The following is a 25,112-nucleotide window of genomic DNA, read 5'->3' on the forward strand; positions in this document are numbered from 1 at the left end:
ATGCGCTTGATCATCGTCAGCGGCCGCTCAGGCTCGGGCAAGAGTACGGCTCTGAATGTCCTTGAGGACAACGGCTACTACTGCATCGACAATCTGCCCGCCGGCTTGCTGCCGGAACTGGCCGAACGTGCGCTGATCCACACGGAGCTCGCGCAACCGCTGGTGGCCGTTTCGATCGATGCGCGCAACTTGCCCAGTCATCTGTCACGTTTTCCGGAACTGCTGGAAGACGCGCGCAGCAAGCACATCCAGTGTGACGTGCTGTACCTGGATGCAGATGAAGAAACCCTGCTCAAGCGTTTTTCCGAAACCCGCCGCCGCCACCCACTGAGCAACGCCAATCGCTCACTGGCTGAAGCAATCCACGATGAAAGCGCCCTGCTCGGCCCGATTGCCGACCTGGCTGATCTGAAGATCAATACCACCAACCTCAACCTGTACCAGCTGCGCGACACGCTTAAGTTGCGCCTGCTGAATCAGCCTGAGCCGGGCACGGCGTTTCTTGTCGAATCGTTCGGTTTCAAACGCGGCATGCCGGTGGATGCGGATCTGGTCTTCGACGTTCGCTGCCTGCCCAATCCGTATTGGAAGCCGGAATTACGTGAGCAGTCCGGTCTCGACGCGCCGGTGGCGGAGTATCTGGCCGAACAGCCGGATGTCGAGGAAATGTATCAGGACATCTATGCCTACCTGCACAAGTGGCTGCCGCGCTTTGCTGCGAGTAATCGTGCCTATGTGACCGTTGCCATTGGCTGTACCGGCGGGCACCACCGCTCCGTCTATCTGACCGAACGTCTGGGTCAGGCCCTACAGAGAACCTTGAAAAACGTCCAGGTTCGCCACCGCGACCTCACCTAAAGGATCCACACCGCGATGCCTGCTCGTGAAATCGAAATCATCAACAAGCTGGGCCTGCATGCCCGCGCATCGGCCAAGTTTGTCGGGGTGGCCGGGCAGTATCCGAATTGCTCGATCAGAGTGGGCCGCACACCGGAGACCACGGTTGATGGCAAAAGCATCATGGCAATGATGATGCTGGCGGCTGGCAAGGGCACCAAAATATTCTTGAGCACCGAAGGTGAAAAGGATCAGGAAGCGCTCGATGCGTTGGTGGCGTTGATCAACAACTATTTCGACGAGGGCGGTTGATCCGCCAGCGAGGGAATTCGCTCCCTCCGCCCCGCTCAACCCAACGCCGTATCCATCACCATCATCAGACAGAACCCGATCAGCAAACCAAGACTCGCGAGCTTGTCATGGCCATGGCGTCGCGACTCGGGAATCACTTCGTGAGTCACCACCAGCAACATCGCCCCAGCCGCCAGCGCCAGCCCCAATGGCAGCAACACTTGGGCGAGGCTGACCAGCCACGCGCAAAGTAGCGCAAACACCGGCTCGACGAGACCTGACGCCGCGCCGATCAGGAACGCCCTCACTCGCGACATTCCCGCCCCGGCCAATACCAGCGCAATCACCAGACCTTCCGGCACATCCTGCAAAGCGATGCCCATGGCCAGGCTGTCCGCATCCGGCATACCGCCACCGGCAGAAACGCCGACGGCCATGCCTTCCGGAATGTTGTGGGCAATGATGGCGAACACGAACAGCCAGATCCGAGGCGGGATCACCGGACGCTCGAGGGTACCAACGAGCATTTCCGGGGAAGCGCCAGAAACCTTGCGATCGACCAGATACAGGCCAGACGCGCCGAGCAGGATGCCGAAGCAGATCAGGCCACTGGCGCCCCAAGGTGTCAGACCGAGACTCTCGGCCACCGCGATGCCCGGCACGATCAGCGAAAACGCAGTCGCCGCCAGCATCACCCCGGCACCAAACCCCAGCAAGGTATCGCTGAGCGCTTGCGGCATACGCCGTATGACCAGCACCGGCACCGCGCCAAGCGCCGTGCCGAGCGCGCACAGAGCACCGCCCTGCAATGCGCGCAACAAGCGCGGTTCCGGATTCAGCCATTGCACCCCGTGAGCGACCAGCAAGGTCATCCCCGCCAACAGCAACAGTGATCCCACCGCGTAACGAAACATACGCCCACTGCCAGTCGCCAGTGTTTCAGTGCCCATAGTCAGCCCTGGTTTGTTCTTATAGATGGGTTAAACCAGTGCGGCCTGATAGCGCGCGGCGACTTCAGGCCAATTGATCACGTTGTAGAAGGCATTGATGTATTCCGGACGGCGGTTCTGGTAGCGCAGATAGTAGGCGTGCTCCCAGACATCGAGACCGAGGATCGGCGTGTTGCCGCTCATCAGCGGACTGTCCTGATTGCCGCTGCTCTCGACGAGCAGTTTTTTCTCCGGGGTGACGCTGAGCCACGCCCAGCCACTGCCAAAACGGGTCAGCGCAGCTTTGGTGAATGCTTCCTTGAAGCTGTCGAGCCCCCCCAGTTGCTCATCGATCGCCTTGGCCAGCGCGCCATCCGGTTTGCCGCCACCGCCTGGCACCATGACTTCCCAGAACAGCGAGTGGTTGGCGTGACCGCCGCCCTGATTAATCACCGCCGCACGCAATTTTTCCGGGAGCTGCTGGACGCTGGCGACCAGTTTTTCCACCGGCCACTCAGCGTATTCCGTGCCTTCCACGGCAGCGTTGAGATTGTTGATGTAAGTCTGGTGATGTTTGGTGTAGTGAATTTCCATGGTCTGCGCATCGATGTGTGGTTCCAGGGCATCGTAGGCGTAAGGCAAGACAGGCAGGGTAAAAGCCATTTCAATGGACTCCATAGTGGTGTGAAGCAGGCGCGCGGCGGGCATTGCCGGTATCCGGGTGCAGCAGGCGTTGGGTGCGCGGGTATTCGCCGTGCTCGCTGATGAAATTCAGCAGCTCGACGTAGGTCTTGCTGCTTTGGCGCAATGCCGCTTCACGCAGGGCCGGGCGCAGCCGTTCGTCCTGCATGGTCTGCAACAGCCGCTGATGGATGGCGCAAAGGTATTCGGCGCTCTCCTCGGGCTGATTCAGGCGCAGGTGCAGATCCGCGAGGTTGTGGTGGGAGATGACACAGGCCGCCACCGCTTCGTCGGCGTCCGCCCAGCGCTCGAACAACACTTGCGCCAGGGCCAGGGCTTGCAGATAGGCCTCACGGGCGTCGATCAATTCGCCGAGCATGAAGCAGCGATTGGCCCGTTCGATCGTGCGTTTCCAGTGCTCCATGGTGAGCCTCCAAAGCGGTTGCGGGGTTTACACGCCGCCGGCGGTGAGTTTCTCGGGGTTGAGTAACTCTTCCAGCTGGCTGCGCGACAGGTCGGTATGTTCGAGCGCGACGTCGATCACCGCGCGGCCTTCCTTGTAGGCCTGCTTGGCGATTTGCGCGGCTTTCTGGTAACCGATGATCGGATTGAGCGCGGTGACCAGAATCGGGTTGCGCGACAGGGCTTCCATCAAGCGCGCCTCGTTGACCTTGAAACTGGCAATGGCCTTGTCGCCGAGCAGGCGACTGCTGTTGGCGAGCAGCTCAATGCTGCTGAGCAGGTTCTGCGCGATGATCGGCAGCATCACGTTCAATTCGAAATTGCCCGACTGGCCGGCAATGGTGATCACCGAATCGTTGCCGATCACTTGCGCGGCGACCATGGCCGTGGCTTCGGGGATCACCGGATTGACCTTGCCCGGCATGATCGACGAACCCGGTTGCAAGGCTTCCAGTTCGATTTCACCGAGACCGGCCAAAGGACCCGAATTCATCCAGCGCAAGTCGTTGGCGATTTTCATCAACGACACGGCGGTGGCCTTGAGCTGGCCGGAAACCGCAACGGCGGTGTCCTGCGAGCCGATCAGCGCAAACAGATCCTTGCCCGGGGTGAACTGCACGTCGGTCAGTTGGCTCAGCTGACGACTGAAACGCGCGGCGAATTCCGGGTGCGCGTTGATGCCGGTACCGACCGCAGTGCCGCCCTGCGCCAGCGATTGCAGGCTCGGCAGCAGATCCTGCAGATGACCTATATTGGCCTTGAGCTGCTGCGCCCAGCCATTCAGCACCTGGCTCAGGCGCACCGGCATGGCGTCCATCAAATGCGTGCGGCCGGTCTTGACGTGGTGGTGGACCTGCGGGGATTTTTCTTCGATAACCTGCACCAGGTGCAGCAGCGCCGGCAGCAGTTGTTCATGCAGTGCCAGCGCGGCGCTGACATGGATGGTGGTCGGAATGATGTCGTTGCTGCTCTGGCCGCAATTGACGTGATCGTTGGCATTCACCGGCTCTTCGAGCAAGCGGCTGGCGAGCGTGGCGATAACTTCGTTGGCATTCATGTTCGAGCTGGTGCCCGAGCCGGTCTGAAAGATATCCACCGGAAAGTGCCGCATGAAATCGCCTTCGAGCAGGCCTTGAGCGGCATCGCTGATGGCTTTGCCCTGGGCGGCGCTGATCTGGTTCAGTTCGACGTTGGCGCGGGCGGCGGCGGCTTTGGCGAGGATCAGCGCGCGGATGAATTGCGTCGGCATCGGTTTGCCGCTGATCGGGAAATTGTCCACTGCGCGCTGGGTCTGCGCGCCGTAGAGAGCGTCCACCGGCACCTGCAACTCGCCCATGCTGTCGCGCTCAATACGTGTCTTGGTCATTTGGATGTCCTTGCAGCAGTTCAATAAGAGGAATCGAAGGGAGCAGTTCGCAAGTGGCGAGCTGCCAGGTGTAGCGTTGCCAGCGCTGCAATCGGCACTTGCACAGCGACAGGCGCTCCATGTCGCGCAACGGGCGCCAGGCTTGGTCGAGACAGAGGCTGCGCCAATGCCAGGGCAAGGCGATGTCCGCGACAGTGTCGAGCAACAGACGGAAGGATGTTTCGGCGACGGTCCACGGTGATGTTGCGGTGCAACACGACAGGTAGCGGCCTTCGGCCAGGTAATGTTCGATCAGGCGCGGTTCGTCAGGATCCGTCGCGCAACGGATCTGGCGACTCATCCAGCGCCAGCTTTCGAGGTAGGGCTGCTCGTGCAAGGCAGAACTCATGATCCGGGACTCATTCGGAGATGAGATTCATTATTAGATGATAATGAGAACCAAAACAAGAGCGCCAAACTATGGAGGTTTTAGGGTGGGAGCGAGCCTGCTCGCGAAAGCGTTGTGTCAGAAACAGATTTTTGGCTGACACACCGCGTTCGCGAGCAGGCTCGCTCCCACAAGGGATCTGTGGCGAGAGCAAAAAAAAAGGCGCGTCATCCAGAGCGGATGGCGCGCCTTTTGGCTTAGCGGATTGCGGATGGTTAGCTACCCGCGACGGTCATCCGTTCGATCAATACCGAGCCGGTGCGAATGTTGCTGCGCAGCTCCAGATCATTACCGACGGCAACGATCTGCTTGAACATGTCGCGCATGTTGCCAGCGATGGTCACTTCCTGCACGGCGAATTGAATCTCGCCGTTCTCGACCCAGAAACCCGCCGCGCCGCGCGAATAGTCGCCCGTGACCATGTTCAGGCCATGGCCCATCAATTCGGTGACCAGCAGTCCGCGACCCATACGTTTCAACAGCGCCGCCTGGTCTTCATCGCCATGGGTGACGAACAGGTTGTGCACGCCACCCGCGTTCGCCGTGCTCGGCATACCCAGTTTACGGCCAGAGTAGGTACCGAGAATGTACGACACCAACTCGCCGTTCTCGACGAATGGTTTGGCATACGTCGCCAGACCATCACCGTCATACGAAGCGCTGCCCATGGCGCGCATCAGATGCGGGCGCTCGTCGATGGTCATCCACTCCGGGAACAGCTTCTGGCCCAGCGTGCCTTCGAGGAACGACGATTTGCGATACAGACTGCCGCCGGACACCGCCGAGAGGAAGCTGCCGAACAGCCCACCCGCAAGCTCAGCGGAAAACAGCACCGGCACTTCACAGGTCGGCACCGGACGCGCGCCGAGACGGCTCGCCGCCCGTTGCGCGGCTTTTTGACCGATGCTCACCGGATCGGCCAGCAGCGTGCCCTGCCGATTGACGTCATACCAGTAATCACGCTGCATCTGCCCGTCAGCCTCAGCAATCATTACGCAACTGAGGCTGTGTCGGGTCGATGCGTAACCACCAATGAAACCGTGGCTGTTGCCGTACACGCGGCAGCCCTGATGAGTGCTGAGGGTGGTGCCGTCGGCGTTCTTGATGCGCGCGTCGGCATCGAATGCTGCCGCTTCACACAGCAAGGCCTTCTCGATGGCCTGCTCCGGGGTGATGTCCCATTCGTGGAACAGATCGAAATCGTGCTGCTCCTTGGCCATCAGCGCCGCATCGGCAAGGCCCGAGGCTTCGTCTTCGGAAGTATGTTTGGCAATCGCCAGCGCGGCGGCGACAGTCTCGCGAATGGCGTCCGGACCGGTTGCCGAGGTGCTGGCCGAGCCCTTGCGCTGGCCGACGTACAAAGTGATGCCAAAGCCCTGATCACGGTTGAACTCGACCGTTTCGACTTCGCGCTGGCGCACCGATGTCGACAAACCCTGCTCCAGCGACACCGCGACTTCGCAGGCACTGGCGCCCTGACGCCTGGCTTCGGCGATGATCTGCTCGACCTGTTCCTGCAGTGCCGGCAATGCCTGCGGGCCGACGCTTTGAACTGCACTCATGCTCATCTCCACTCAAATTCTGCTTTCGGCTGGGGCCATCGAGCGACCGGGCCGGACAAGCGGCCCCCGACTGGTTATCATGGCGGCGTTTCTTTGCGGACTGCCACCATGGTTGATTCTTACGACGACTCCCTCGATACGGGAGAAAAAAGCAAATCTCAGGTCAAACGCGAGCTGCATGCTCTGGTTGACCTCGGCGAGCGACTGACCACACTCAAGCCTGACTTGATCGCAAAACTGCCATTGACCGACGCCCTGCGCCGGGCGCTGGCCGATGCGCCCAAGCACACCGCGAACATCGCGCGTAAACGGCATTTGCAGTTCATCGGCAAACTGATGCGCGATCAGGACACTGACGCGATTCTGACCTTGCTCGATCAACTCGATGCCTCGACCCGTCAGTACAACGAGCGTTTCCACAATCTCGAACGCTGGCGCGACCGCCTGATCGGCGGCGATGACGCCGTGCTGGAGAAATTCGTCGTCGAGTACCCGGACGCCGATCGCCAGCAATTGCGTTCCCTGATCCGTCAGGCTCAGCACGAGGTTGCGCAAAACAAACCTCCTGCTTCCAGCCGCAAGATCTTCAAGTACATCCGTGAGCTGGACGAAACTCAACGCGGCCTGCGCTGATCTTCGCCACCGGGTGGCCGCCCTGCGCCACCCGAAGCTCCATCACTTCCTATGCGCCCGTGCCACCGACGGTGATCGCATCGATTTTCAGCGTCGGCTGGCCTACACCCACCGGCACCGACTGCCCATCCTTGCCGCACGTGCCAACACCGCTGTCCAGCGCCAGATCGTTACCGACCATCGACACCCGGCTCATCGCCTCGGGCCCATTGCCGATCAACGTCGCGCCTTTGACCGGCGCGGTGATCTTGCCGTCCTCGATCAAGTACGCCTCGCTGGTGGAAAACACGAACTTGCCGCTGGTGATGTCGACCTGACCGCCGCCGAGATTGGCGCAGTAGATGCCTTTTTTCACCGAGGCGATGATTTCCGCCGGATCGCTTTCGCCGCCCAGCATGTAAGTGTTGGTCATGCGTGGCATCGGTAGGTGCGCGTAGGACTCGCGACGGCCGTTACCGGTACGGGCCACGCCCATCAGGCGCGCGTTGAGCTTGTCCTGCATGTAGCCCTTGAGCACGCCGTTTTCGATCAGTGTGGTGCACTCGGTCGGCGTGCCTTCGTCGTCGACACTCAGCGATCCGCGGCGGCCGCTCAAGGTGCCGTCGTCGACGATGGTGCACAGCTTCGACGCAACCATTTCGCCCATGCGCCCGCTGTAGGCCGAGCTGCCCTTGCGGTTGAAATCGCCTTCGAGGCCATGGCCGACCGCCTCGTGCAACAGCACCCCGGACCAGCCCGAGCCGAGCACCACCGGCAGCGTGCCGGCCGGTGCCGGAATCGCTTCCAGATTCACCAGTGCCTGACGCAGCGCCTCACGGGCGTAGCCCATGGCGCGGTCTTCGGCGAGGAAATAACGGTAGTCGGTACGCCCGCCACCGCCATGCCCGCCGCGCTCGCGACGGCCGTTCTGCTCAACGATGACGCTGACGTTGAAGCGCACCAGCGGGCGCACATCGGCGGCCAGGCCACCGTCAGTGGACGCCACCAGAATCCGCTCCCAGACCCCGGCCATGCTGACGCTGACCTGCTGGATACGCGGATCGAGTGCGCGCGTGGCAACGTCGATACGCTTGAGCAACTCGACCTTCTCGGCGCGGCTGAGCACTTCCAGCGGGTTGTCCGGCGCGTACAGCTGCGCCACATCCTGGGTGCTGAACGCCTGCACCGTGCCGTTCTGCCCGGCGCGGGAGATCGAGCGCGCCGCACGGGCAGCAGCGCCAAGGGCTTCGAGGGTGATTGCATTGCTGTAGGCGAAACCGGTTTTTTCACCGGACTGCGCACGTACGCCGACACCTTGGTCGAGGTTGAAGCTGCCTTCCTTGACGATGCCGTCTTCCAGCGCCCAGGACTCGGAAATCTGGCCCTGGAAATACAGATCGGCGGCATCGATGCCGGGGCCGGCCAGATCGCCGAGCACGCCTTGCAGGCTCTCGATCGTCACGCCGCCGGGCGCCAACAGGTGATCACTGACTGAGGACAACAACTCGCTCATGGGTTTACGCCTTAAATTCGTGTTCTGAAGCAGGCCGCTGAGCGCCCTGCGAGAAAAACCGCCGATGATTCGTCACCGGCATTCGCGCCCGGATGGACGCTTGTTCATTAATGTCGCGTTCGGCCAACAACACCGCTTCGCCTTGATCCTGACTGGCCAGCACACGTCCCCATGGGTCAACGATCGCTGCATGGCCGAAGGTTTCTCGCGGCCCCGGGTGAGTCCCGCCCTGCGCAGCCGCCAGTACGTAACACTGGGTCTCGATGGCCCGCGCGCGAACCAGTACTTCCCAATGCGCCGCGCCAGTCACCGCGGTGAACGCCGACGGCGCGCTGATCAACTCGGCACCGGCCGCACGCAATTCGCTGTACAGCTCAGGGAAACGCAAGTCGTAACACACGGTCAACCCAAGCCGACCCACCGGTGTGTCGGCCACCACCACATGACTGCCATAAGCATAGTCATCGGATTCGCGGTAACGTCCGCGATTGTCGGCGACATCGACATCGAACAGGTGCAGCTTGTCGTAGCGGGCAACGATTTCGCCGTGATCATTGATCAGCAGCGAGCAGGCATGCGCCCTGGCCGACGGCTGATTTACCGGCGGCAACGGCAACGTGCCGGCCACTATCCATAAGGTGAGGTCGCGGGCGGTCTGTTTCAACCATGGCAGGATCGGCCCTTCGCCCGACGCTTCGGCGCGACCGATATCAGCGACATCGCGACGGCCCATCGCCGCGAAGTTCTCCGGCAGCACCGCCAGCTTCGCGCCGCCCGCCGCGGCCTGTTCGAGCAGGCGCCGGGCCTGAGCCAGATTGGCCAGCACGTCGCTCTGGCTGACCATTTGAATCACCGCTAATGACATGGCGAACTCCCAACGAGGTATTTGGCCATGCTACTCCATCGCTTCAAGGGCCGGGCCGTTCAAAAAGGCTTGTCGAAAGTGATTTTCGGCTCTTTCCACGGGCCCTTGACCGTGTATTTGACACTGGCGAAGCGCGCTACACGGTCGCCGATCAGTTTGTCGATCAAGAACAAGGCGCCACCGACTGCCGGTGCGCCGACGAGCAACGCGGCAATTGGCAGGTTGTTGGTCACCGGCAAGGTCACCAGCAGTTTCGCATCAACCTTGTCGTCAACCAGATCGAGGGTGCCGTCCAGTTCGAGGTTGCTCGACGGGCCGGTCAGGCGAATCGGCTCACGGGTCACATACACGCCATTGTTCGCCACCAGTAGGCCTTTGACCCGGTCATAGCTCAAGCCTTTGCCAAACAGGTCGGAGAAGTCCAGGCGCAGGCGGCGGCCGATCGAGTTGAAGTTGAGCAAACCGAACACGCGCAAGGCCTGCGCGCCGCCCTCCACTTCGACAAACTGGCCCTTGTTCAACGAAGCATCCAGCGTCCCGGAGAAACGCTTGGTCGCCAGCCAGGCCGGCGAGCCCGGCCAGCGGCCGTCGACGTCCATGTGGAATTCTTCGCTGGTCACGCTTGGCGCAAACCCCCAACCCTTGAGCACGTCGGCGAGATTCTTGCCGCCGATACGCCCCTTGTACCAACTGCTGGTCGAACCCGGCGTGCCTTCCCAGCCACCGTTGCCTTGCAGCAGGATGCCCTTGAGGCCCATGTCGAGATTGTTCAGGGCAATGCCCTTGGCGGTCGGGCGAATTTTCAGCGACCAGCCACCGACCAGATCGGGGCCGAGGAACAGCTGGTTGAGGGTGATATCCAGCGCCGGAATTTTCGTCGGATCGACTGAAGCCAGTGGATCGGGCGCATTTTCGTCAGCCTGCACCGCCGGGTCCGGCGCCGGCAGTTTCACGTATTGCAAGTTGACCGCGATCGGCACGCCTTTGGCGTCCGGCAGGCTCGCCGTGCCTTTGGCCTGCTGGCTGTCGAGGGCCAGATTCCACGCGGCGGGTTTGCGATTGAGCTGAACCGACGCCTGATCCAGAGTCGTGCCCATTGCGGTGAGCTTGCCGACCTTGAAGTCCGCGCTGTTGAGCAATTGCTTGGCGCTGCCGCCCGGGTCCTGTCCGGCGTACTGGTTGACCAGATTCTGCCAGGGCGCGACATCCAGCTCCGACAGCACACCGCGAATGCGCAAGCCTTTGGCGCCCGGTAGCACCGCTTCGCCGGCACCGAGGAACAATTCGCCACGGCCCTCGGCAAAATTGCTCGGCGGCGCAGCGAAGGTGAAGTTGGCCAGTTGATCATAATTGACCCAATACCGCCGCTCCTGCCCCTGCAAGGTCATGCGGAACACGGTGTCACGACCGACATCCGCCGCCATGCCGAACGGCGCCGGCAGATCCACCGCCACGCCTTTGAGATTCGAGCTGACCATCAACTGACTGTCGGCGCCGTCCAGATTCAACTGCAACTGATAGGGAATCGTCCCGGACACCGGCAACGGCTGGGTCACGCCCAGCCAGTCAGTGAGCTTTTTGACTTCGACCTGCCCCGTCGCAGCGACCCGGGTCTTGAGCTTGCCAGGGCTGCCGTCGGCGAAAATCTGCGCGGTGACGGGTTTGTCGAAGGCCCGCGCGGCGATGTTCTGCCCGCTCAGGCCTTTGGCGCTGTCGAAGCGGAAATCGCCCTTGAGCTGCGTCAGTTCCAGTTTCGGCTCGGCCAGTTTCAAGCGGGCGTTGGCGGTCTTGAAGTCGACGAGGATCTTCGGTTGCTCGCCCTTGGCCAGCGGTACGTCAAGTTTGAGCTTGCCGGTGAGATCGCCCGCGCCCTCCCAACCGGCAAAGGTGTCGGCGGTGCCGATCGGCGCTTCCTGAAGAATCTTCAGCCCATCGCCCAAACCACCGGCAAACGCGCCATCAAGCAACAGGTGAGTATTTTGCCCGGCGGGCACATGGGGAATATTGACGAAGACATCGCTGACCTGAGTGTCCAGCAATTGGCCTTTGTCGGCCCAGATCCGCACGCCACTGTCCTCGATGAACACATCGCCACTGACCTTGCTCACGTGCGGCCAGCCCGGCTGAAAGGCCAGTTCGGCATCATGCACCTTGAAGAACAGACTGATGCTGCGATCGGCCTCCCCGGCATTCTTGCTCAGCGAGCCCTGATACTGGAAAAAGCCCTGATCGACCGCGCCTTTGAGAATGGCCGTGCGCAGCCATTCGTCGAGCGCTGGGCTGAGCACTGCCGGCAGATATTTAGCGGTGTAACGGCCGTCGCCCTCGACCAGACCGACGCGCAGGTCCATGTAGTCTTCCTGGCTGTGGTCAAAGTGCAGGCGAATCAGGAAGTCCCCGGCAATCTTGCCTTCCTCGCCCAGCACCTTCAGGTACGGCGCGATCAGGGTGAAGCCATCCTTGTCGAGTTTCCAGGTCAGCCGCGCGTTGGCTTGCAGGTATTGCCAGGGCTTGGCGAAGATCGGGTCGAGATGCAGGACAAAATCCTTGCTGTCCAGGCGCAACTCGCCGCCGTCGAGATTGCCGCTCAGGCTACCGCTGACGTTTCGTGCCGCCGGTGCGCCGTGATAGGCATCGAAGCCGACGTTATCCAGATTGGCGGCAAAGCCGAATTTGGTGCCGTCGGTGGCATTTGGGCGGAAGTCCAGCAGGACATTGCGCAAGCCGCCGGTGACCTTGAGCCGTTCGACCACCGTGGCGAAACTTTGCGGCAGTGGCCCCAGCGCGTTCAGCAACGGGGTGATCGGCGTCAGGTCGAGGCGATCGGCTTGCAAGTGCCAGAGCTCTTCGACCTTGTCGTTCGCGCGGGTCTGCTGCACCTGCACGCGCGATTCCCAACGGGTTTCGCCGAAGCTCATCGCCAGCGAATCGAGAATGACGCTCGCGCCCTCGGCGCTGTTGCGGTAATAGGCATTGAGCGCCAGATTGTTGATCTGGATCGGCTTGCGCTCGGCGTAGGCGCCGGTGATTTGCGGAGCGTTCAGGCGCAACGCCGCGCTTTGCAGGGTGCCCTCGGCCCAGTTCACCCAGAGTTCGCCACCGGCCTTGATCTCGGAAAAATTCCACTGCTGGGTCAGACGCTCGGGCAACCACTTCGACCAGTCGCTTTGCGGCAGGCTGGCGTAACCGTCCACCGCGCTGTTCTGCCATTGCTCCGGACGCAGCCGCGTGCGCAGGTTCAGCGCCACGGGCTGGCCGTCCGGCAAGGTCAGGCGTGCGTCGAGACGCTGGCGGCTGGCGCCGGTTTGCAGATTGATCCCGACATAGGTCAGGGTCATTGGCGGGTGATCAAGCGGCTGCAGCGTGACCTGGCTGTCGAGAATCGACAATTGCTGAATCATCTGTGAACGCTGGAACAGTTGCGCGGCATCGAACGGCTGATCGTTCTGCACTGGCAAGCCTTCCAGCGCCCACTGGCCGTCCTCGCCTTCCTTGAGGCTGATCTTCAAGCCATTGAATTCAAGATGCGCAATGCGTACTTCGCGGGCGAGCAGACTGGCCCACAGATCCGGCACTGCGCGTACCCGGTCCAGACGCAGCGCATTGGCGCCGCTGCCGACCATCACGTCATGCGCCAGCAGGATCGGCGCAAAGCCGCTCCAGTTGCCTTCCAGCTCGCCGATCTGCAACGGCATACCGAGGGCAGCACTGGCCTTGTCTTCTATATCGGTACGGTATTCGGCCACGAGAGGTGTCAGTTCGCGGCCGAGACTGACATACAACGCCATCAACACCAGAACCAACGCGCACAGGCCCAGCCCCCAACGGGTGAGTGCGGCCAGAATGCGTGTCAGACGCTCCATGTCAGGTGGCTCCCATGGCGAAAATACTGCGAAAAGCTGAGGCCAGCCGCGTTGGATTAAGGGTGATGCAGGGGTTCAGAGCAGCACCACGTCATATTGTTCCTGGGAGTACATGGTTTCCACCTGGAAGCGTATGGTGCGGCCGATAAACCCTTCAAGCTCGGCGACGTTACCGGATTCTTCATCGAGCAACCGGTCCACCACCTTCTGATTGGCCAGCACCCGATAACCCTCGGCCTGATAGGCGCGGGCTTCACGCAGGATCTCGCGGAAGATCTCGTAACAGATGGTTTCCGCGGTTTTCAGTTTGCCCCGGCCCTGACAACTGCTGCACGGCTCGCAGAGCACTTGCTCGAGGCTTTCGCGGGTACGCTTGCGGGTCATTTGCACCAGGCCCAGTTCGGTGATCCCGATGATATTGGTCTTGGCGTGATCACGCTCAAGCTGTTTTTCCAGCGTGCGCAGCACCTGACGCTGATGTTCTTCATCTTCCATATCGATGAAGTCGATGATGATGATCCCGCCCAGATTGCGCAGGCGCAGTTGCCGGGCAATCGCGGTCGCCGCTTCGAGGTTGGTCTTGAAAATGGTTTCTTCGAGGTTGCGATGACCAACGAACGCCCCGGTGTTGACGTCGATGGTGGTCATGGCTTCCGCCGGATCGACCACCAGATAGCCACCGGATTTCAGCGGCACCTTGCGCTCGAGGGCTTTCTGGATTTCGTCTTCAACGCCATACAGGTCGAAAATCGGCCGCTCACCTGGATAGTGTTCCAGACGATCAGCGATTTCCGGCATCAGTTCAGCGACAAACTGTGTGGTCTTCTGGAAGGTTTCCCGGGAGTCGATGCGAATCTTCTCGATCTTCGGGTTGACCAGATCGCGCAAGGTCCGCAACGCGAGGCCGAGGTCTTCGTAAATTACCTTGGGCGCAGCGATGGTTTTGATCTGTTCATTGATCTGGTCCCACAAGCGCCGCAGGTAACGGATGTCCATGAGGATTTCGTCGGCGCCAGCGCCTTCGGCTGCGGTACGCAGAATAAAGCCACCCGCTTCCTTGATGCCTTCTCTGGCCACGCAGTCGCTGACCACCTGCTTGAGGCGTTCGCGCTCGGCTTCGTCTTCGATTTTCAGCGAAATACCAACATGCGCAGTGCGTGGCATGTACACCAGATAGCGCGAAGGGATCGACAGTTGCGTGGTCAGGCGCGCCCCCTTGGAGCCGATCGGGTCCTTGGTCACTTGCACCACCAGGCTCTGGCCTTCGTGCACCAGCGAACTGATGCTCTCGACGGCCGGGCCTTCGCGCAGGGAAATTTCCGCGGCATGAATGAACGCCGCGCGGTCCAGCCCGATGTCGACGAAGGCGGCCTGCATGCCCGGCAGTACGCGCACGATCTTGCCTTTATAGATGTTGCCGACGATCCCGCGTTTTTGCGTGCGCTCAACGTGGACTTCTTGCAGCACACCGTTTTCGACCACCGCCACGCGCGATTCCATCGGCGTGATGTTGATCAGAATCTCTTCACTCATGGCAGGATCTCGTTCAGGCATGTTCACGATAATGGCCGCATCTGGATGGGTACGACGCTTATGGCGCGTTCAGGTTTTGCCAACAGGGTATGCCGAAATGGCCCAACACCTCGCAGGTTTCGCAAACCGGCAAGCCGACCACCGCCGAGTAGCTGCCATTGAGGCCGGCAACGAACACCCCGCCGAGGCCTTGAATGCCATAACCGCCGGCCTTGTCTCGCGGTTCACCGCTGGCCCAGTAGGCGGCGGCCTCCTCGCGGCTGATCGGGCGAAAGCGCACCAGACTGCGCACCACCCGCGACTCGCAGCGCTCGCCTTCGAGTACGGCGATGGCGGTCAGCACCTCATGCTCCCTGCCCGACAACATCATCAGCATGGCGCATGCGTCGGCTTCGTCCACCGGTTTGCCAAGAATTTTGCCGTCGAGCACCACCGCGGTGTCGGCGCCCAACACACAGAAGCTCTGGGCGGACACGACGCTGCGGCGCCCGGCTTCAGCCTTGCCGCGCGCGAGGCGTTCGACATAGGCCGAGGGCGATTCTTCAAGTAAAGGAGTTTCGTCGATGTCCGCGCTGATGGCGGTGAACGCTACGCCGATCTGCGTGAGCAATTCACGCCGGCGCGGCGATCCGGAGGCGAGGTAAAGCGGCTTCATCAAAACATCTCCCTGTTCAGTGCCCTGCTTCACCGGCTCAATAGATTCTGTAACGTCGGCACAATCCGCGTAAGGCGAAACTGACCCACGGCCAGAGCAAGGCACTGACCAACGCCGGCAAGACCAGGGCGAGGGTTGGCTGGCGGTTGCCGGTCAGGGCGCTGAGCCACAGTTGAGCCAATTGCGCGAGACCGAAAATCACCAGGATCACCAGGCACTGCTGCCACATCGGAAACATGCGCAGACGCTGCTGCAACGACAGCACCAGGAAAGTAATGAGTGTGAGGATCAACGCGTTCTGCCCGAGCAGATCGCCCTGCAGCACGTCTTCGGCCAAGCCCAGACAGAACGCCGTGACCATGCCGACCGTGTGCGGCATGTACAACGCCCAGAACGTCACCAGCAGGGCCAGCCAGAGCGGGCGCAGGATTTCCATGAAAATCGGTAACGGCGACACACTGAGCAGGATGCCGATGACGAACGTCAGCCAGATCATCCAGCCATTCCCCGAAGCTTTGGCCCCGACCATTATTCTCGTCCCCCGGTAGTGGCTGGCGGTTTCGCTGGTGGCTTCGTCGCTGCCGGTGGTTTGGCCGCGGCTGGCGGTTTGCTCGCCGCAGGCTTGGCAGGTGTCGCGGCAGGCGCGGCTGCGGCTGCAGGTGCCGTCGTTTCGCTGGCAGGCGCAGCCGCCGGGGTTGCCGGCGTGGCCATGATCAGGGGCTTGGGTACGTTGGCCGGTAACATCGGACCGCCACCGTGGGCATCAAGCTGCTCTTGCGCCTGGGCGGCCTCGTTGGCGCGTTCCTCGGCAGTACGGCTGTCGCTGAACACCAGCAGCAGATAGCGGCTGCGATTCAACGCGGCGGTCGGCACGGCGCGGACAATGGCGAACGGCTGGCCGGAATCGTGGATGACTTCTTTCACCGTGGCCACCGGGTAACCGGCCGGGAAACGCTGGCCGAGACCGGAGCTGACCAGCAGGTCGCCTTCCTTGATATCCGCAGTGTCGGCGACATGGCGCAATTCCAGACGTTCCGGATTGCCGGTGCCGCTGGCGATCGCGCGCAGACCGTTACGGTTGACCTGGACGGGGATACTGTGGGTGGTGTCGGTCAGCAGCAATACACGCGAGGTGTAAGGCATCAACTCGACCACCTGGCCCATCAGACCGCGCGCATCGAGCACCGGCTGGCCGAGGACCACGCCATCTCGCTCACCTTTGTTGATGATGATGCGATGGGTGAAGGGGTTGGGGTCCATGCCGATCAGCTCGGCCACTTCGACCTTTTCATTGACCAGCGCGGAGGAATTGAGCAACTCGCGCAGCCGAACGTTCTGCTCGGTCAGGGCGGCAAGCTTTTGCATGCGGCCCTGCAGCAGCAGGTTTTCGGTCTTGAGTTTTTCGTTTTCAGCGACGAGCTCGGTGCGGCTGCCGAACTGACTGGCGACCCCTTCCCACAATCTGCCGGGCAGATCGGTGATCCAGTAGGCATCCATCAGCACCAGCGACGCTTGTTTGCGCGCGGGCTTGAGCAGGTCGAAACGCGCATCGACCACCATCAGCGCGACCGACAGCACGGCCAGCACCAACAGGCGCACGCCCAACGAAGGGCCTTTGGTGAAAAGCGGTTTAATAAGCCGCTCCTCCCAGGCAAATGTTCTGTTTATTCATACGGCATCAAACCGGCCTGGATGAAGACTGACAGAAGATAAACGCCAACAGGCAGCACTGCAAAGTGCTGCCTGTGCGTTCACCCACGTATTGCTGCCAACGAATTACTCGCTGGAGAGCAGATCCATGGTGTGCTTATCCATCATTTCCAATGCACGGCCACCGCCGCGAGCTACGCAAGTCAGCGGATCTTCGGCAACGATCACCGGCAGACCCGTCTCCTGCGCCAGCAGCTTGTCGAGGTCACGCAGCAGCGCGCCACCACCGGTCAGCACCAGGCCACGCTCGGCGATGTCGGACGCCAGTTCCGGCGGCGACTGCTCCAGCGCGCTTTTCACGGCCTGAACGATGGTTGCCAGCGACTCTTGCAGAGCTTCCAGCACTTCGTTGGAGTTCAGGGTGAATGCGCGAGGAACGCCTTCGGCCAGGTTACGACCGCGAACGTCGACTTCACGGATTTCGCCGCCTGGGTAGGCCGTGCCGATTTCCTGCTTGATGCGCTCAGCGGTGGATTCACCGATCAGGCTGCCGTAGTTGCGACGCACGTAGGTAATGATCGCTTCGTCGAAACGGTCGCCGCCCACACGGACGGATTCGGCATAGACCACGCCGTTCAGGGAGATCAGCGCGATTTCAGTGGTACCGCCACCGATATCGACCACCATCGAACCGCGCGCTTCTTCGACCGGCAGGCCGGCACCGATCGCAGCGGCCATTGGCTCTTCGATCAGGAATACTTCACGGGCACCGGCACCGAGGGCCGATTCACGGATGGCGCGACGCTCAACCTGAGTGGATTTGCATGGAACGCAGATCAGCACGCGAGGGCTGGGCTGCAGAAAACTGTTTTCGTGAACCTTGTTGATGAAGTATTGCAGCATCTTTTCGCAGACGCTGAAGTCGGCGATCACGCCGTCCTTCATCGGACGAATGGCAGCAATGTTGCCCGGCGTACGGCCGAGCATACGCTTGGCTTCGGTGCCGACAGCGACGACACTTTTCTGGTTACCGTGTGTCCGAATGGCCACAACCGATGGCTCATTCAGGACGATACCGCGCTCGCGCACGTAAATAAGGGTGTTGGCAGTGCCCAGGTCAATGGAAAGATCGCTGGAAAACATGCCACGCAGTTTCTTGAACATGGGAAAGGGACCCTAGGCAACGCGTGGGTAAAAAAGTGCGGCAAACTCTAACAACGACAGGGATTTTGGGCAAGGCGCCAATATGTTAAATTGGCCGCTTTTCTGTGCACCAAGCCCCACAATCGCGGCCTTATGACCGTAGAAGTGCGGTAGTGTTCCGACAATCTAACACACGGACGCCGTCCGTTCTGTTTTCCACAGGAGAATCCCGATGGCGCTAGAACGCTCCGACGTGGAAAAAATCGCTCATCTGGCCTGCCTTGGCCTCAATGATGCCGATCTTCCACACATTACTTCCGCCCTCAACAGCATTCTCGGTCTGGTCGACGAAATGCAGGCTGTTAATACCGACGGAATCGAGCCTCTGGCCCACCCGCTGGAAGCCAGTCAGCGCCTGCGCGCCGACGTTGTGACCGAGACCAATAACCGCGAGGCCTACCAGTCCATCGCACCAGCGGTCGAAAACGGCCTGTATCTGGTTCCGAAAGTCATCGACTAAAGGGAAAGAGCCTGCAATGCATCAAATGACTCTGGCCGAGATCGCCCGCGGTCTCGCCGATAAAAAGTTTTCCTCCGAAGAGCTGACCAAGGTCCTGCTGGCGCGTATCACCCAGCTCGATCCGCAGCTCAACAGTTTCATCAGCCTCACCGAAGAGCTGGCCCTGGAGCAGGCGAAAGCCGCCGATACGCGCCGCGCCAACGGTGAGAGTGGCGCCCTGCTCGGCGCGCCGATCGCCCACAAAGACCTGTTCTGCACCCAGGGCATTCGCACCAGCTGCGGCTCGAAGATGCTCGACAACTTCAAGGCCCCGTACGACGCCACCGTGGTGGCGAAGCTGGCCGCTGCCGGCGCCGTGACCCTCGGCAAGACCAACATGGACGAATTCGCCATGGGTTCGGCCAACGAGTCGAGCTGGTACGGCGCGGTGAAAAACCCGTGGAATCTGGAACACGTGCCGGGCGGTTCGTCCGGTGGTTCGGCCGCTGCTGTCGCGGCTCGGCTGTTGCCTGCCGCGACCGCTACCGACACCGGCGGCTCGATCCGTCAACCGGCCGCATTCACCAACCTGACCGGGCTGAAACCGACCTACGGTCGCGTATCGCGCTGGGGCATGATCGCCTACGCCTCCAGCCTCGATCAGGGTGGCCCACTCGCGCGCACCGCTGAAGACTGCGCGATCCTGCTGCAAGGCATGGCCGGTTTCGATCAGAACGACTCGACCAGCATCGATGAGCCAGTACCGGATTACTCCGCCAGCCTCGGCGATTCCCTGCAAGGCCTGCGCATCGGCGTGCCGAAGGAATACTTCAGCGCTGGCCTCGACCCGCGCATCGCCGAGCTGATCCAGAACAGCATCCAGCAGTTGCAGAAGCTCGGTGCGGTGATCAAGGAAATCAGCCTGCCGAACATGCAGCACGCAATTCCTGCGTACTACGTGATCGCGCCGGCAGAGGCCTCCTCGAACCTGTCGCGTTTCGACGGCGTGCGTTTCGGCCATCGCTGCGAGAACCCGGAAAACCTGATCGACCTGTACAAGCGCTCCCGTGGTGAAGGTTTCGGCCCTGAAGTGCAGCGCCGGATCATGGTCGGCGCCTACGCGCTGTCCGCCGGTTATTACGACGCCTACTATCTTAAAGCGCAGAAGATCCGCCGCCTGGTGAAGAACGACTTCATGGCAGCCTTCAATGAAGTCGACATCATCCTCGGCCCGACCACGCCGAACCCGGCCTGGAAACTCGGCGCGAAGAACAGCGACCCGGTCGCTGCCTATCTGGAAGACGTCTACACCATCACCGCCAACCTCGCCGGCCTTCCGGGCCTGTCGATGCCGGCCGGTTTTGTCGACGGTCTGCCGGTGGGCGTGCAATTGCTCGCGCCGTACTTCCAGGAAGGCCGTTTGCTCAATGTTGCGCACCAGTATCAGTTGAACACTGACTGGCACACCCGCACCCCAACCGGCTTCTGAGGAGACACACATGCAATGGGAAGTCGTGATCGGGCTGGAGATTCACACTCAGCTCACCACCCGGTCGAAAATCTTTTCCGGTAGTTCCACCACCTTTGGTTCCGAGCCGAACACCCAGGCCAGCCTCGTTGACCTGGGCATGCCCGGCGTGCTGCCGGTGCTCAACCAGGAAGCGGTGCGCATGGCGGTGATGTTCGGTCTGGCGATTGACGCCGAGATCGGTCAGCACAACGTGTTCGCGCGCAAGAACTACTTCTACCCGGACCTGCCGAAGGGTTACCAGATCAGCCAGATGGAATTGCCGATCGTCGGTAAAGGCCACCTGGACATCGCTCTGGAAGACGGCACGGTCAAGCGTGTCGGCATCACCCGCGCGCACCTGGAAGAAGACGCCGGCAAAAGCCTGCACGAAGAATTCAACGGTGCCACCGGCATCGACCTGAACCGTGCCGGTACGCCGCTGCTGGAAATCGTTTCCGAACCGGACATGCGCAGCGCCAAGGAAGCCGTGGCTTACGTCAAGGCGATCCACGCCCTGGTGCGGTACCTGGGCATCTGCGACGGCAACATGGCCGAAGGTTCGCTGCGTTGCGACTGCAACGTCTCGGTGCGTCCGAAAGGCCAGGTCGAGTTCGGCACGCGCTGCGAGATCAAGAACGTCAACTCGTTCCGCTTCATCGAGAAGGCGATCAACTCCGAGATCCAGCGCCAGATCGAGCTGATCGAAGACGGCGGCAAAGTGATCCAGCAGACCCGCCTGTACGATCCGAACAAGGATGAGACCCGTCCCATGCGTTCGAAAGAGGAAGCCAACGACTACCGTTACTTCCCCGATCCGGACCTGCTGCCGGTGGTCATCGAAGAGTCGTTCCTCGGCGAGGTGCGCGCCACCCTGCCGGAACTGCCACCGCAGAAACGCGAGCGCTTCCAGAGCCAGTTCGGTCTGTCGGCTTACGACGCCAACGTGCTGGCCACCAGCCGTGAGCAAGCGGATTACTTCGAGAAAGTCGCGGCCATCGGCGGCGACGCGAAACTGGCGGCGAACTGGGTGATGGTCGAGTTGGGCAGCCTGCTCAACAAGCAAGGCGTGGATATCGACGAATCGCCGGTTTCCGCTGAACAGCTGGGCGGCATGCTGCAGCGCATCAAGGACAACACCATCTCGGGCAAGATCGCCAAAGTGGTGTTCGAAGCGATGGCCAACGGCGAAGGCAGCGCGGACGAGATCATCGAAAAGCGTGGCCTGAAGCAGGTCACCGACACCGGCGCGATTTCGGCCGTGCTCGATGAAATGCTCGCGGCCAACGCCGAGCAGGTTGAACAGTACCGTGCGGCGGATGAAGCCAAACGCGGCAAGATGTTCGGCTTCTTCGTCGGCCAGGCGATGAAAGCCTCCAAAGGCAAGGCCAATCCGCAGCAAGTGAACGAACTGCTGAAAAGCAAGCTCGAAGGCTGACCACAATGGAGCCAGCCGCGGTCATGACTGGCTCCGTTCCCTGTGGGAGCGAGCCTGCTCGCGAAGGCGCCCTGACATCCGACATCGATGTTGAATGTGATGGCCCTTTCGCGAGCAGGCTCGCTCCCACATTTGTATTCGGGAAACCTTGAATGAAGCGTTTGTTCGCCAGTTATGCCCTGCTCTCTCTGCTGGCCGGTTGCGCCAGCACCGACACCATCGACCCGCACGGTTACGACCAGAGCGGCGTCGCCTCCTATTACGGAGCCAGACACCACGGTAAACGCACCGCCAGCGGCGAAGCGTTCAACCAGCATTCCCTGACTGCCGCCCACCGCCAGTTGCCCTTCGGCACACGAGTGAAAGTCACCAACCTGAAAAACGATGAATCGGTCGTGGTCCGCATCAACGACCGCGGCCCGCACACCCGCGGCCGGATCATCGACTTGTCGCGCGAGGCCGCCGAGCAGATCGGCATGCTGCGCAGCGGCACCGCGCGGGTTCGCGTACAGGCCCTCGATTAATGGAGCGCTGACCATTTTCGGATTAGCCGACCTGCCCCTGATCAGCCTGATCGAACTCGTCGCCGGCCTGTGCCTGCTGATCTTCGGTGCCGAACTGATGGTGCGCGCGGCGGTGCGCCTGGCGGCACGTCTGCATGTACGCCCGCTGATCATCGGGCTGACCATCGTCGCCCTCGGCAGCAGCGCACCGCAAATGGCCGTCAGCCTGCAGGCAGCGGTGGCGCACAACCCGGACATCGCCGTCGGCAGCGTGGTCGGCAGCAGCATCTTCAACATCCTCGTCACGCTCGGACTGTCGGCACTGATCATTCCGCTGCGCGTTTCGCGCCAACTGGTGCGACTTGATATTCCGCTGATGATCGGCGCCAGCCTGCTGGTGTTTCTGTTGGCCTGGAACAAAGAGATCGGGCGCTTCGACGGCATCTTGTTGCTGGCTGCTTTAGCGCTGTACCTCGGCCTGCTGTTGCGCCAGTCACGTCACTCGACACGGCCGCATTCCGAGCAACCTGACGTCGCCCAGGCGTCGTGGTTCGGCAGTTTGCTGATGATCAGCGTCGGGCTGGCGATGCTGGTGTTTGCCGGGCATCTGTTGCTGGGCGCCGCCGTCGTGGTTGCCACCGACCTGGGTTTCTCCGAGCGGGTGATCGGCCTGACTGTGGTCGCGGTCGGTACTTCGTTGCCGGAACTGGCCACCTCATTGATCGCCGCACTGCGCGGGCAACGCGACATCGCCGTCGGCAACGTGATCGGCGCCAACCTGTTCAACCTGCTTGGCGTGCTGGGCCTCACCGCGCTGATCGCACCGACACCACTGTCGGTCTCGCCGAACGCGCTGGATTTCGACCTGCCGGTGATGCTCGGAGTTGCGGCGCTGTGCCTGCCGGTGTTCTATTCCGGCTACCGCGTTACCCGCGCCGAAGGTTTGCTGTTGCTCGGTTTGTATCTGGTCTACGGGCTGCACGTGGTGTCGTTCACCACCGGCATGCCGCTGGCCGGCCGACTTGAGCGACTGATGCTGTTTTACGTCTTGCCGCCGCTGTTGATATTCCTGTTGTTCACGTCGATACGCGCCTGGCGCCGCCAACATTACAAGAAGGATATGCCATGACCGAATCGAAGCAGTCCGGAGTTGAAATCCGCCGTCAGGTAATGGGCGACGCGTTCGTCGATCGCGCGCTGGGCAACGCCACCGAGTTCACCCAGCCGTTGCAGGATTTCGTCAATGAGCATGCCTGGGGCGGGGTGTGGAATCGTGAAGGCCTGCCGCTGAAAACCCGCAGCCTGATCACCCTCGCTGCGCTGACCGCACTGAAGTGCCCGCAGGAATTGAAGGGCCATGTGCGCGGCGCGCTGAACAATGGCTGTACGGTGGACGAGATTCGCGAGGCGCTACTGCATTGCGCGGTGTATGCCGGCGTACCGGCGGCGATCGACGCGTTTCGCGCGGCGCAGGAAGTGATTGATAGCTACCAGAAGCCTGAGTGACCGCCTTCGCGAGCAGGCTCGCTCCCACATTTGAAATGCATTCCAATGTGGGAGCGAGCCTGCTCGCGAAGAGGTCCTGCCAGACACTGCATATCTTTGGTCAGATCCATCCGCCCCACTGCAACACAAAAATCCCGACATTGGTGGTAATCGCCGCCATCAACGTGGTCATCACGATGATCGCCGCCGCCAATTCATGATTGCCCTGCGCCGCTCGCGCCATGACGAAACTCGCCGCTGCCGTCGGACTACCGAAGTAGAGAAACAGAATCCCCAACTCCGCCCCACGAAAGCCCCATAGCCACGCGCCCAGCGTCGCCAGCACAGGCAAGCCGACCATTTTCACCAGACTGGAACTGAGCGCCAGCTTGCCGCTCTTGCGCAGCGCTGCCAGCGACAGCGTGCCACCGATGCAGATCAACGCCAGTGGAAGCGTGGTCTGCGCCAGATACTGGCCCGAGGTCTCCAGCCAGCCCGGCAGACCGATCTTGAAATAAGCAAACGGCGCCGCGGCGATCACGCTGATGATCAGCGGGTTGCTGAACACGCTTTTGCAGATGCTCCACGGGTCAGACTTGATCACCGGGCTGTAGACCGCCAGGACGATGGTCGACAGGGTGTTGTAGAACAGAATCACCAGCGCCGCGAGAATCGCCCCGAGGGAGATTCCGTAGTCGCCGTACATGCTCGCCGCGAGGGCCAGACCGATCACGCCGTTGTTGCCGCGAAACGCGCCTTGGGTGTAGATGCCGCGATCTTCGCGAGGGCAACGGAAAATCGCCCAGCCCCAGGCCACGGCGAAGCTCACCAGAGTGGCGAGGGAAAAGTAGATCAGCAGCGACGGTTGCAAGGCGGCGTGCAGGTCCGCATGCAGAATGCCGAGAAACAGCAGCGCCGGCATGGTCACGTTGAACACCAGCGACGAGGCGGTGTGGATGAAGTTGTCGTTGATCCAGTCGATGCGCTTGAGCAGCACACCGAGAAACAGCATGGCAAATACCGGCGCGGTGATGTTCAGGGTTTCGAGGAAGATTGCCAGCATGCCGGGGGTGCCTTGGGTGAGCGTCGATAGGAGGCTAATGATAAGCCACTTTCACCCTGATCGTTCCCACGCTCTGCGTGGGAATGCAGCCCGGGACGCTCTGCGTCCCCAAAGCGTGACGCGGAGCGTCACATGAGGCATTCCCACGCAGAGCGTGGGAACGATCACAGGCCCCACAAAACATTCGGCGTCTGGCGGATCGCTTTCGCGAGCAGGCTCGCTCCCACA

At 61.4% G+C, this 25,112-nt stretch carries 24 protein-coding genes; 9 read left to right on the forward strand and 15 right to left on the reverse strand.

Annotated elements, in window-relative coordinates; all coding sequences use genetic code 11:
• Both rapZ and ACGSLL_RS18710 read left to right on the forward strand, forming a co-directional pair.
• On the forward strand, positions 1 to 858 hold the full coding sequence (gene rapZ / locus ACGSLL_RS18705; protein ID WP_394507485.1) for an RNase adapter RapZ: 858 nt from the start codon (positions 1 to 3) through the stop codon (positions 856 to 858).
• Between the two features lie 15 nt (positions 859 to 873).
• Complete coding sequence (locus tag ACGSLL_RS18710) at positions 874 to 1,149, forward strand: HPr family phosphocarrier protein (protein WP_394507486.1); 276 nt, start codon at positions 874 to 876, stop codon at positions 1,147 to 1,149.
• A 35-nt stretch (positions 1,150 to 1,184) separates the two neighbouring features.
• On the opposite strand, the gene ACGSLL_RS18715 is transcribed toward ACGSLL_RS18710, so the two are convergent.
• The 6 genes from ACGSLL_RS18715 to pmbA form a co-directional block, all read right to left on the reverse strand.
• Positions 1,185 to 2,078 (reverse strand): ZIP family metal transporter, encoded by an 894-nt coding sequence (locus ACGSLL_RS18715; protein WP_394507487.1) that lies wholly within the window; start codon positions 2,076 to 2,078, stop codon positions 1,185 to 1,187.
• Between the two features lie 30 nt (positions 2,079 to 2,108).
• Positions 2,109 to 2,720: a superoxide dismutase gene (locus tag ACGSLL_RS18720; RefSeq protein ID WP_394507488.1), complete on the reverse strand. Its 612-nt coding sequence runs from the start codon at positions 2,718 to 2,720 to the stop codon at positions 2,109 to 2,111.
• A 1-nt stretch (position 2,721) separates the two neighbouring features.
• Positions 2,722 to 3,162, reverse strand: coding sequence for a hypothetical protein (locus ACGSLL_RS18725; protein WP_394507489.1), 441 nt, complete (start codon positions 3,160 to 3,162; stop codon positions 2,722 to 2,724).
• Between the two features lie 27 nt (positions 3,163 to 3,189).
• The gene (locus ACGSLL_RS18730; protein ID WP_394507490.1) at positions 3,190 to 4,566 is read right to left on the reverse strand and encodes a class II fumarate hydratase; all 1,377 of its coding nucleotides are present in this window, start codon (positions 4,564 to 4,566) and stop codon (positions 3,190 to 3,192) included.
• A complete protein-coding gene (locus tag ACGSLL_RS18735) occupies positions 4,547 to 4,954 on the reverse strand; it encodes a FagA protein (protein WP_394507491.1) in 408 nt (135 codons plus the stop codon). The genes ACGSLL_RS18730 and ACGSLL_RS18735 overlap by 20 nt, the downstream gene beginning before the upstream one ends.
• A gap of 254 nt (positions 4,955 to 5,208) precedes the next feature.
• Positions 5,209 to 6,555 (reverse strand): metalloprotease PmbA, encoded by a 1,347-nt coding sequence (gene pmbA / locus ACGSLL_RS18740; RefSeq protein ID WP_394507492.1) that lies wholly within the window; start codon positions 6,553 to 6,555, stop codon positions 5,209 to 5,211.
• A gap of 108 nt (positions 6,556 to 6,663) precedes the next feature.
• Here pmbA and yjgA point away from each other — a divergent pair, with 108 nt between their 5' ends.
• Entirely contained in the window at positions 6,664 to 7,188 is a 525-nt protein-coding gene (yjgA, locus tag ACGSLL_RS18745; RefSeq protein WP_090281772.1) for a ribosome biogenesis factor YjgA, read from the forward strand.
• A 49-nt stretch (positions 7,189 to 7,237) separates the two neighbouring features.
• Here yjgA and tldD read toward each other — a convergent pair whose 3' ends face one another.
• The 8 genes from tldD to mreB all read right to left on the reverse strand — a co-directional run bounded on the left by tldD (position 7,238) and on the right by mreB (position 18,410).
• Complete coding sequence (tldD, locus tag ACGSLL_RS18750; RefSeq protein WP_093104683.1) at positions 7,238 to 8,680, reverse strand: metalloprotease TldD; 1,443 nt, start codon at positions 8,678 to 8,680, stop codon at positions 7,238 to 7,240.
• A gap of 4 nt (positions 8,681 to 8,684) precedes the next feature.
• Entirely contained in the window at positions 8,685 to 9,545 is an 861-nt protein-coding gene (locus ACGSLL_RS18755; protein WP_394507493.1) for a carbon-nitrogen hydrolase family protein, read from the reverse strand.
• A gap of 59 nt (positions 9,546 to 9,604) precedes the next feature.
• Complete coding sequence (locus ACGSLL_RS18760) at positions 9,605 to 13,408, reverse strand: YhdP family protein (RefSeq protein WP_394507494.1); 3,804 nt, start codon at positions 13,406 to 13,408, stop codon at positions 9,605 to 9,607.
• Positions 13,409 to 13,483: 75 nt separating this feature from the next.
• Positions 13,484 to 14,941 carry a ribonuclease G gene (gene rng, locus ACGSLL_RS18765; RefSeq protein WP_394507495.1) on the reverse strand — a complete coding sequence of 486 codons (1,458 nt, stop codon included), beginning with the start codon at positions 14,939 to 14,941 and terminating at the stop codon, positions 13,484 to 13,486.
• A 58-nt stretch (positions 14,942 to 14,999) separates the two neighbouring features.
• Positions 15,000 to 15,596 (reverse strand): Maf family protein, encoded by a 597-nt coding sequence (locus ACGSLL_RS18770; RefSeq protein ID WP_394507496.1) that lies wholly within the window; start codon positions 15,594 to 15,596, stop codon positions 15,000 to 15,002.
• A 37-nt stretch (positions 15,597 to 15,633) separates the two neighbouring features.
• Complete coding sequence (mreD, locus tag ACGSLL_RS18775) at positions 15,634 to 16,125, reverse strand: rod shape-determining protein MreD (protein WP_090281766.1); 492 nt, start codon at positions 16,123 to 16,125, stop codon at positions 15,634 to 15,636.
• Positions 16,125 to 17,231: a rod shape-determining protein MreC gene (gene mreC / locus ACGSLL_RS18780; RefSeq protein ID WP_394507573.1), complete on the reverse strand. Its 1,107-nt coding sequence runs from the start codon at positions 17,229 to 17,231 to the stop codon at positions 16,125 to 16,127. The genes mreD and mreC overlap by 1 nt, the downstream gene beginning before the upstream one ends.
• A 141-nt stretch (positions 17,232 to 17,372) precedes the next feature.
• Entirely contained in the window at positions 17,373 to 18,410 is a 1,038-nt protein-coding gene (mreB, locus tag ACGSLL_RS18785; RefSeq protein WP_015093487.1) for a rod shape-determining protein MreB, read from the reverse strand.
• Between the two features lie 211 nt (positions 18,411 to 18,621).
• Between mreB and gatC the strand changes: the two genes are divergently transcribed.
• From gatC to ACGSLL_RS18815, 6 genes are all read left to right on the forward strand, one after another.
• Complete coding sequence (gene gatC / locus ACGSLL_RS18790) at positions 18,622 to 18,909, forward strand: Asp-tRNA(Asn)/Glu-tRNA(Gln) amidotransferase subunit GatC (RefSeq protein WP_007976465.1); 288 nt, start codon at positions 18,622 to 18,624, stop codon at positions 18,907 to 18,909.
• 16 nt (positions 18,910 to 18,925) lie between these two features.
• Positions 18,926 to 20,377 (forward strand): Asp-tRNA(Asn)/Glu-tRNA(Gln) amidotransferase subunit GatA, encoded by a 1,452-nt coding sequence (gatA, locus tag ACGSLL_RS18795; protein ID WP_394507497.1) that lies wholly within the window; start codon positions 18,926 to 18,928, stop codon positions 20,375 to 20,377.
• Between the two features lie 10 nt (positions 20,378 to 20,387).
• A complete protein-coding gene (gene gatB, locus ACGSLL_RS18800) occupies positions 20,388 to 21,833 on the forward strand; it encodes an Asp-tRNA(Asn)/Glu-tRNA(Gln) amidotransferase subunit GatB (RefSeq protein WP_090281763.1) in 1,446 nt (481 codons plus the stop codon).
• A 152-nt stretch (positions 21,834 to 21,985) separates the two neighbouring features.
• Entirely contained in the window at positions 21,986 to 22,357 is a 372-nt protein-coding gene (locus tag ACGSLL_RS18805; RefSeq protein WP_394507498.1) for a septal ring lytic transglycosylase RlpA family protein, read from the forward strand.
• A gap of 46 nt (positions 22,358 to 22,403) precedes the next feature.
• A complete protein-coding gene (locus ACGSLL_RS18810; protein ID WP_394507574.1) occupies positions 22,404 to 23,465 on the forward strand; it encodes a calcium/sodium antiporter in 1,062 nt (353 codons plus the stop codon).
• Positions 23,462 to 23,842: a carboxymuconolactone decarboxylase family protein gene (locus ACGSLL_RS18815; protein WP_394507499.1), complete on the forward strand. Its 381-nt coding sequence runs from the start codon at positions 23,462 to 23,464 to the stop codon at positions 23,840 to 23,842. The genes ACGSLL_RS18810 and ACGSLL_RS18815 overlap by 4 nt, the downstream gene beginning before the upstream one ends.
• A 100-nt stretch (positions 23,843 to 23,942) precedes the next feature.
• Here ACGSLL_RS18815 and ACGSLL_RS18820 read toward each other — a convergent pair whose 3' ends face one another.
• Positions 23,943 to 24,884, reverse strand: coding sequence for an AEC family transporter (locus tag ACGSLL_RS18820; protein WP_394507500.1), 942 nt, complete (start codon positions 24,882 to 24,884; stop codon positions 23,943 to 23,945).
• Positions 24,885 to 25,112 lie beyond the last annotated feature (228 nt).

It is taken from the genome of Pseudomonas retamae, from assembly GCF_043496865.1.
Classification (GTDB): domain Bacteria; phylum Pseudomonadota; class Gammaproteobacteria; order Pseudomonadales; family Pseudomonadaceae; genus Aquipseudomonas; species Aquipseudomonas retamae.

What these genes read in the sequence shown, in the direction of transcription:
- rapZ (WP_394507485.1), top strand. Translation starts at nt 1, where the DNA reads ATGCGCTTGATCATCGTCAGCGGCCGCTCAGGCTCGGGCAAGAGTACG.
- ACGSLL_RS18710 (WP_394507486.1), top strand. Translation starts at nt 874, where the DNA reads ATGCCTGCTCGTGAAATCGAAATCATCAACAAGCTGGGCCTGCATGCC.
- ACGSLL_RS18715 (WP_394507487.1), bottom strand. Translation starts at nt 2,078, where the DNA reads ATGGGCACTGAAACACTGGCGACTGGCAGTGGGCGTATGTTTCGTTAC.
- ACGSLL_RS18720 (WP_394507488.1), bottom strand. Translation starts at nt 2,720, where the DNA reads ATGGCTTTTACCCTGCCTGTCTTGCCTTACGCCTACGATGCCCTGGAA.
- ACGSLL_RS18725 (WP_394507489.1), bottom strand. Translation starts at nt 3,162, where the DNA reads ATGGAGCACTGGAAACGCACGATCGAACGGGCCAATCGCTGCTTCATG.
- ACGSLL_RS18730 (WP_394507490.1), bottom strand. Translation starts at nt 4,566, where the DNA reads ATGACCAAGACACGTATTGAGCGCGACAGCATGGGCGAGTTGCAGGTG.
- ACGSLL_RS18735 (WP_394507491.1), bottom strand. Translation starts at nt 4,954, where the DNA reads ATGAGTTCTGCCTTGCACGAGCAGCCCTACCTCGAAAGCTGGCGCTGG.
- pmbA (WP_394507492.1), bottom strand. Translation starts at nt 6,555, where the DNA reads ATGAGTGCAGTTCAAAGCGTCGGCCCGCAGGCATTGCCGGCACTGCAG.
- yjgA (WP_090281772.1), top strand. Translation starts at nt 6,664, where the DNA reads ATGGTTGATTCTTACGACGACTCCCTCGATACGGGAGAAAAAAGCAAA.
- tldD (WP_093104683.1), bottom strand. Translation starts at nt 8,680, where the DNA reads ATGAGCGAGTTGTTGTCCTCAGTCAGTGATCACCTGTTGGCGCCCGGC.
- ACGSLL_RS18755 (WP_394507493.1), bottom strand. Translation starts at nt 9,545, where the DNA reads ATGTCATTAGCGGTGATTCAAATGGTCAGCCAGAGCGACGTGCTGGCC.
- ACGSLL_RS18760 (WP_394507494.1), bottom strand. Translation starts at nt 13,408, where the DNA reads ATGGAGCGTCTGACACGCATTCTGGCCGCACTCACCCGTTGGGGGCTG.
- rng (WP_394507495.1), bottom strand. Translation starts at nt 14,941, where the DNA reads ATGAGTGAAGAGATTCTGATCAACATCACGCCGATGGAATCGCGCGTG.
- ACGSLL_RS18770 (WP_394507496.1), bottom strand. Translation starts at nt 15,596, where the DNA reads ATGAAGCCGCTTTACCTCGCCTCCGGATCGCCGCGCCGGCGTGAATTG.
- mreD (WP_090281766.1), bottom strand. Translation starts at nt 16,125, where the DNA reads ATGGTCGGGGCCAAAGCTTCGGGGAATGGCTGGATGATCTGGCTGACG.
- mreB (WP_015093487.1), bottom strand. Translation starts at nt 18,410, where the DNA reads ATGTTCAAGAAACTGCGTGGCATGTTTTCCAGCGATCTTTCCATTGAC.
- gatC (WP_007976465.1), top strand. Translation starts at nt 18,622, where the DNA reads ATGGCGCTAGAACGCTCCGACGTGGAAAAAATCGCTCATCTGGCCTGC.
- gatA (WP_394507497.1), top strand. Translation starts at nt 18,926, where the DNA reads ATGCATCAAATGACTCTGGCCGAGATCGCCCGCGGTCTCGCCGATAAA.
- gatB (WP_090281763.1), top strand. Translation starts at nt 20,388, where the DNA reads ATGCAATGGGAAGTCGTGATCGGGCTGGAGATTCACACTCAGCTCACC.
- ACGSLL_RS18805 (WP_394507498.1), top strand. Translation starts at nt 21,986, where the DNA reads ATGAAGCGTTTGTTCGCCAGTTATGCCCTGCTCTCTCTGCTGGCCGGT.
- ACGSLL_RS18815 (WP_394507499.1), top strand. Translation starts at nt 23,462, where the DNA reads ATGACCGAATCGAAGCAGTCCGGAGTTGAAATCCGCCGTCAGGTAATG.
- ACGSLL_RS18820 (WP_394507500.1), bottom strand. Translation starts at nt 24,884, where the DNA reads ATGCTGGCAATCTTCCTCGAAACCCTGAACATCACCGCGCCGGTATTT.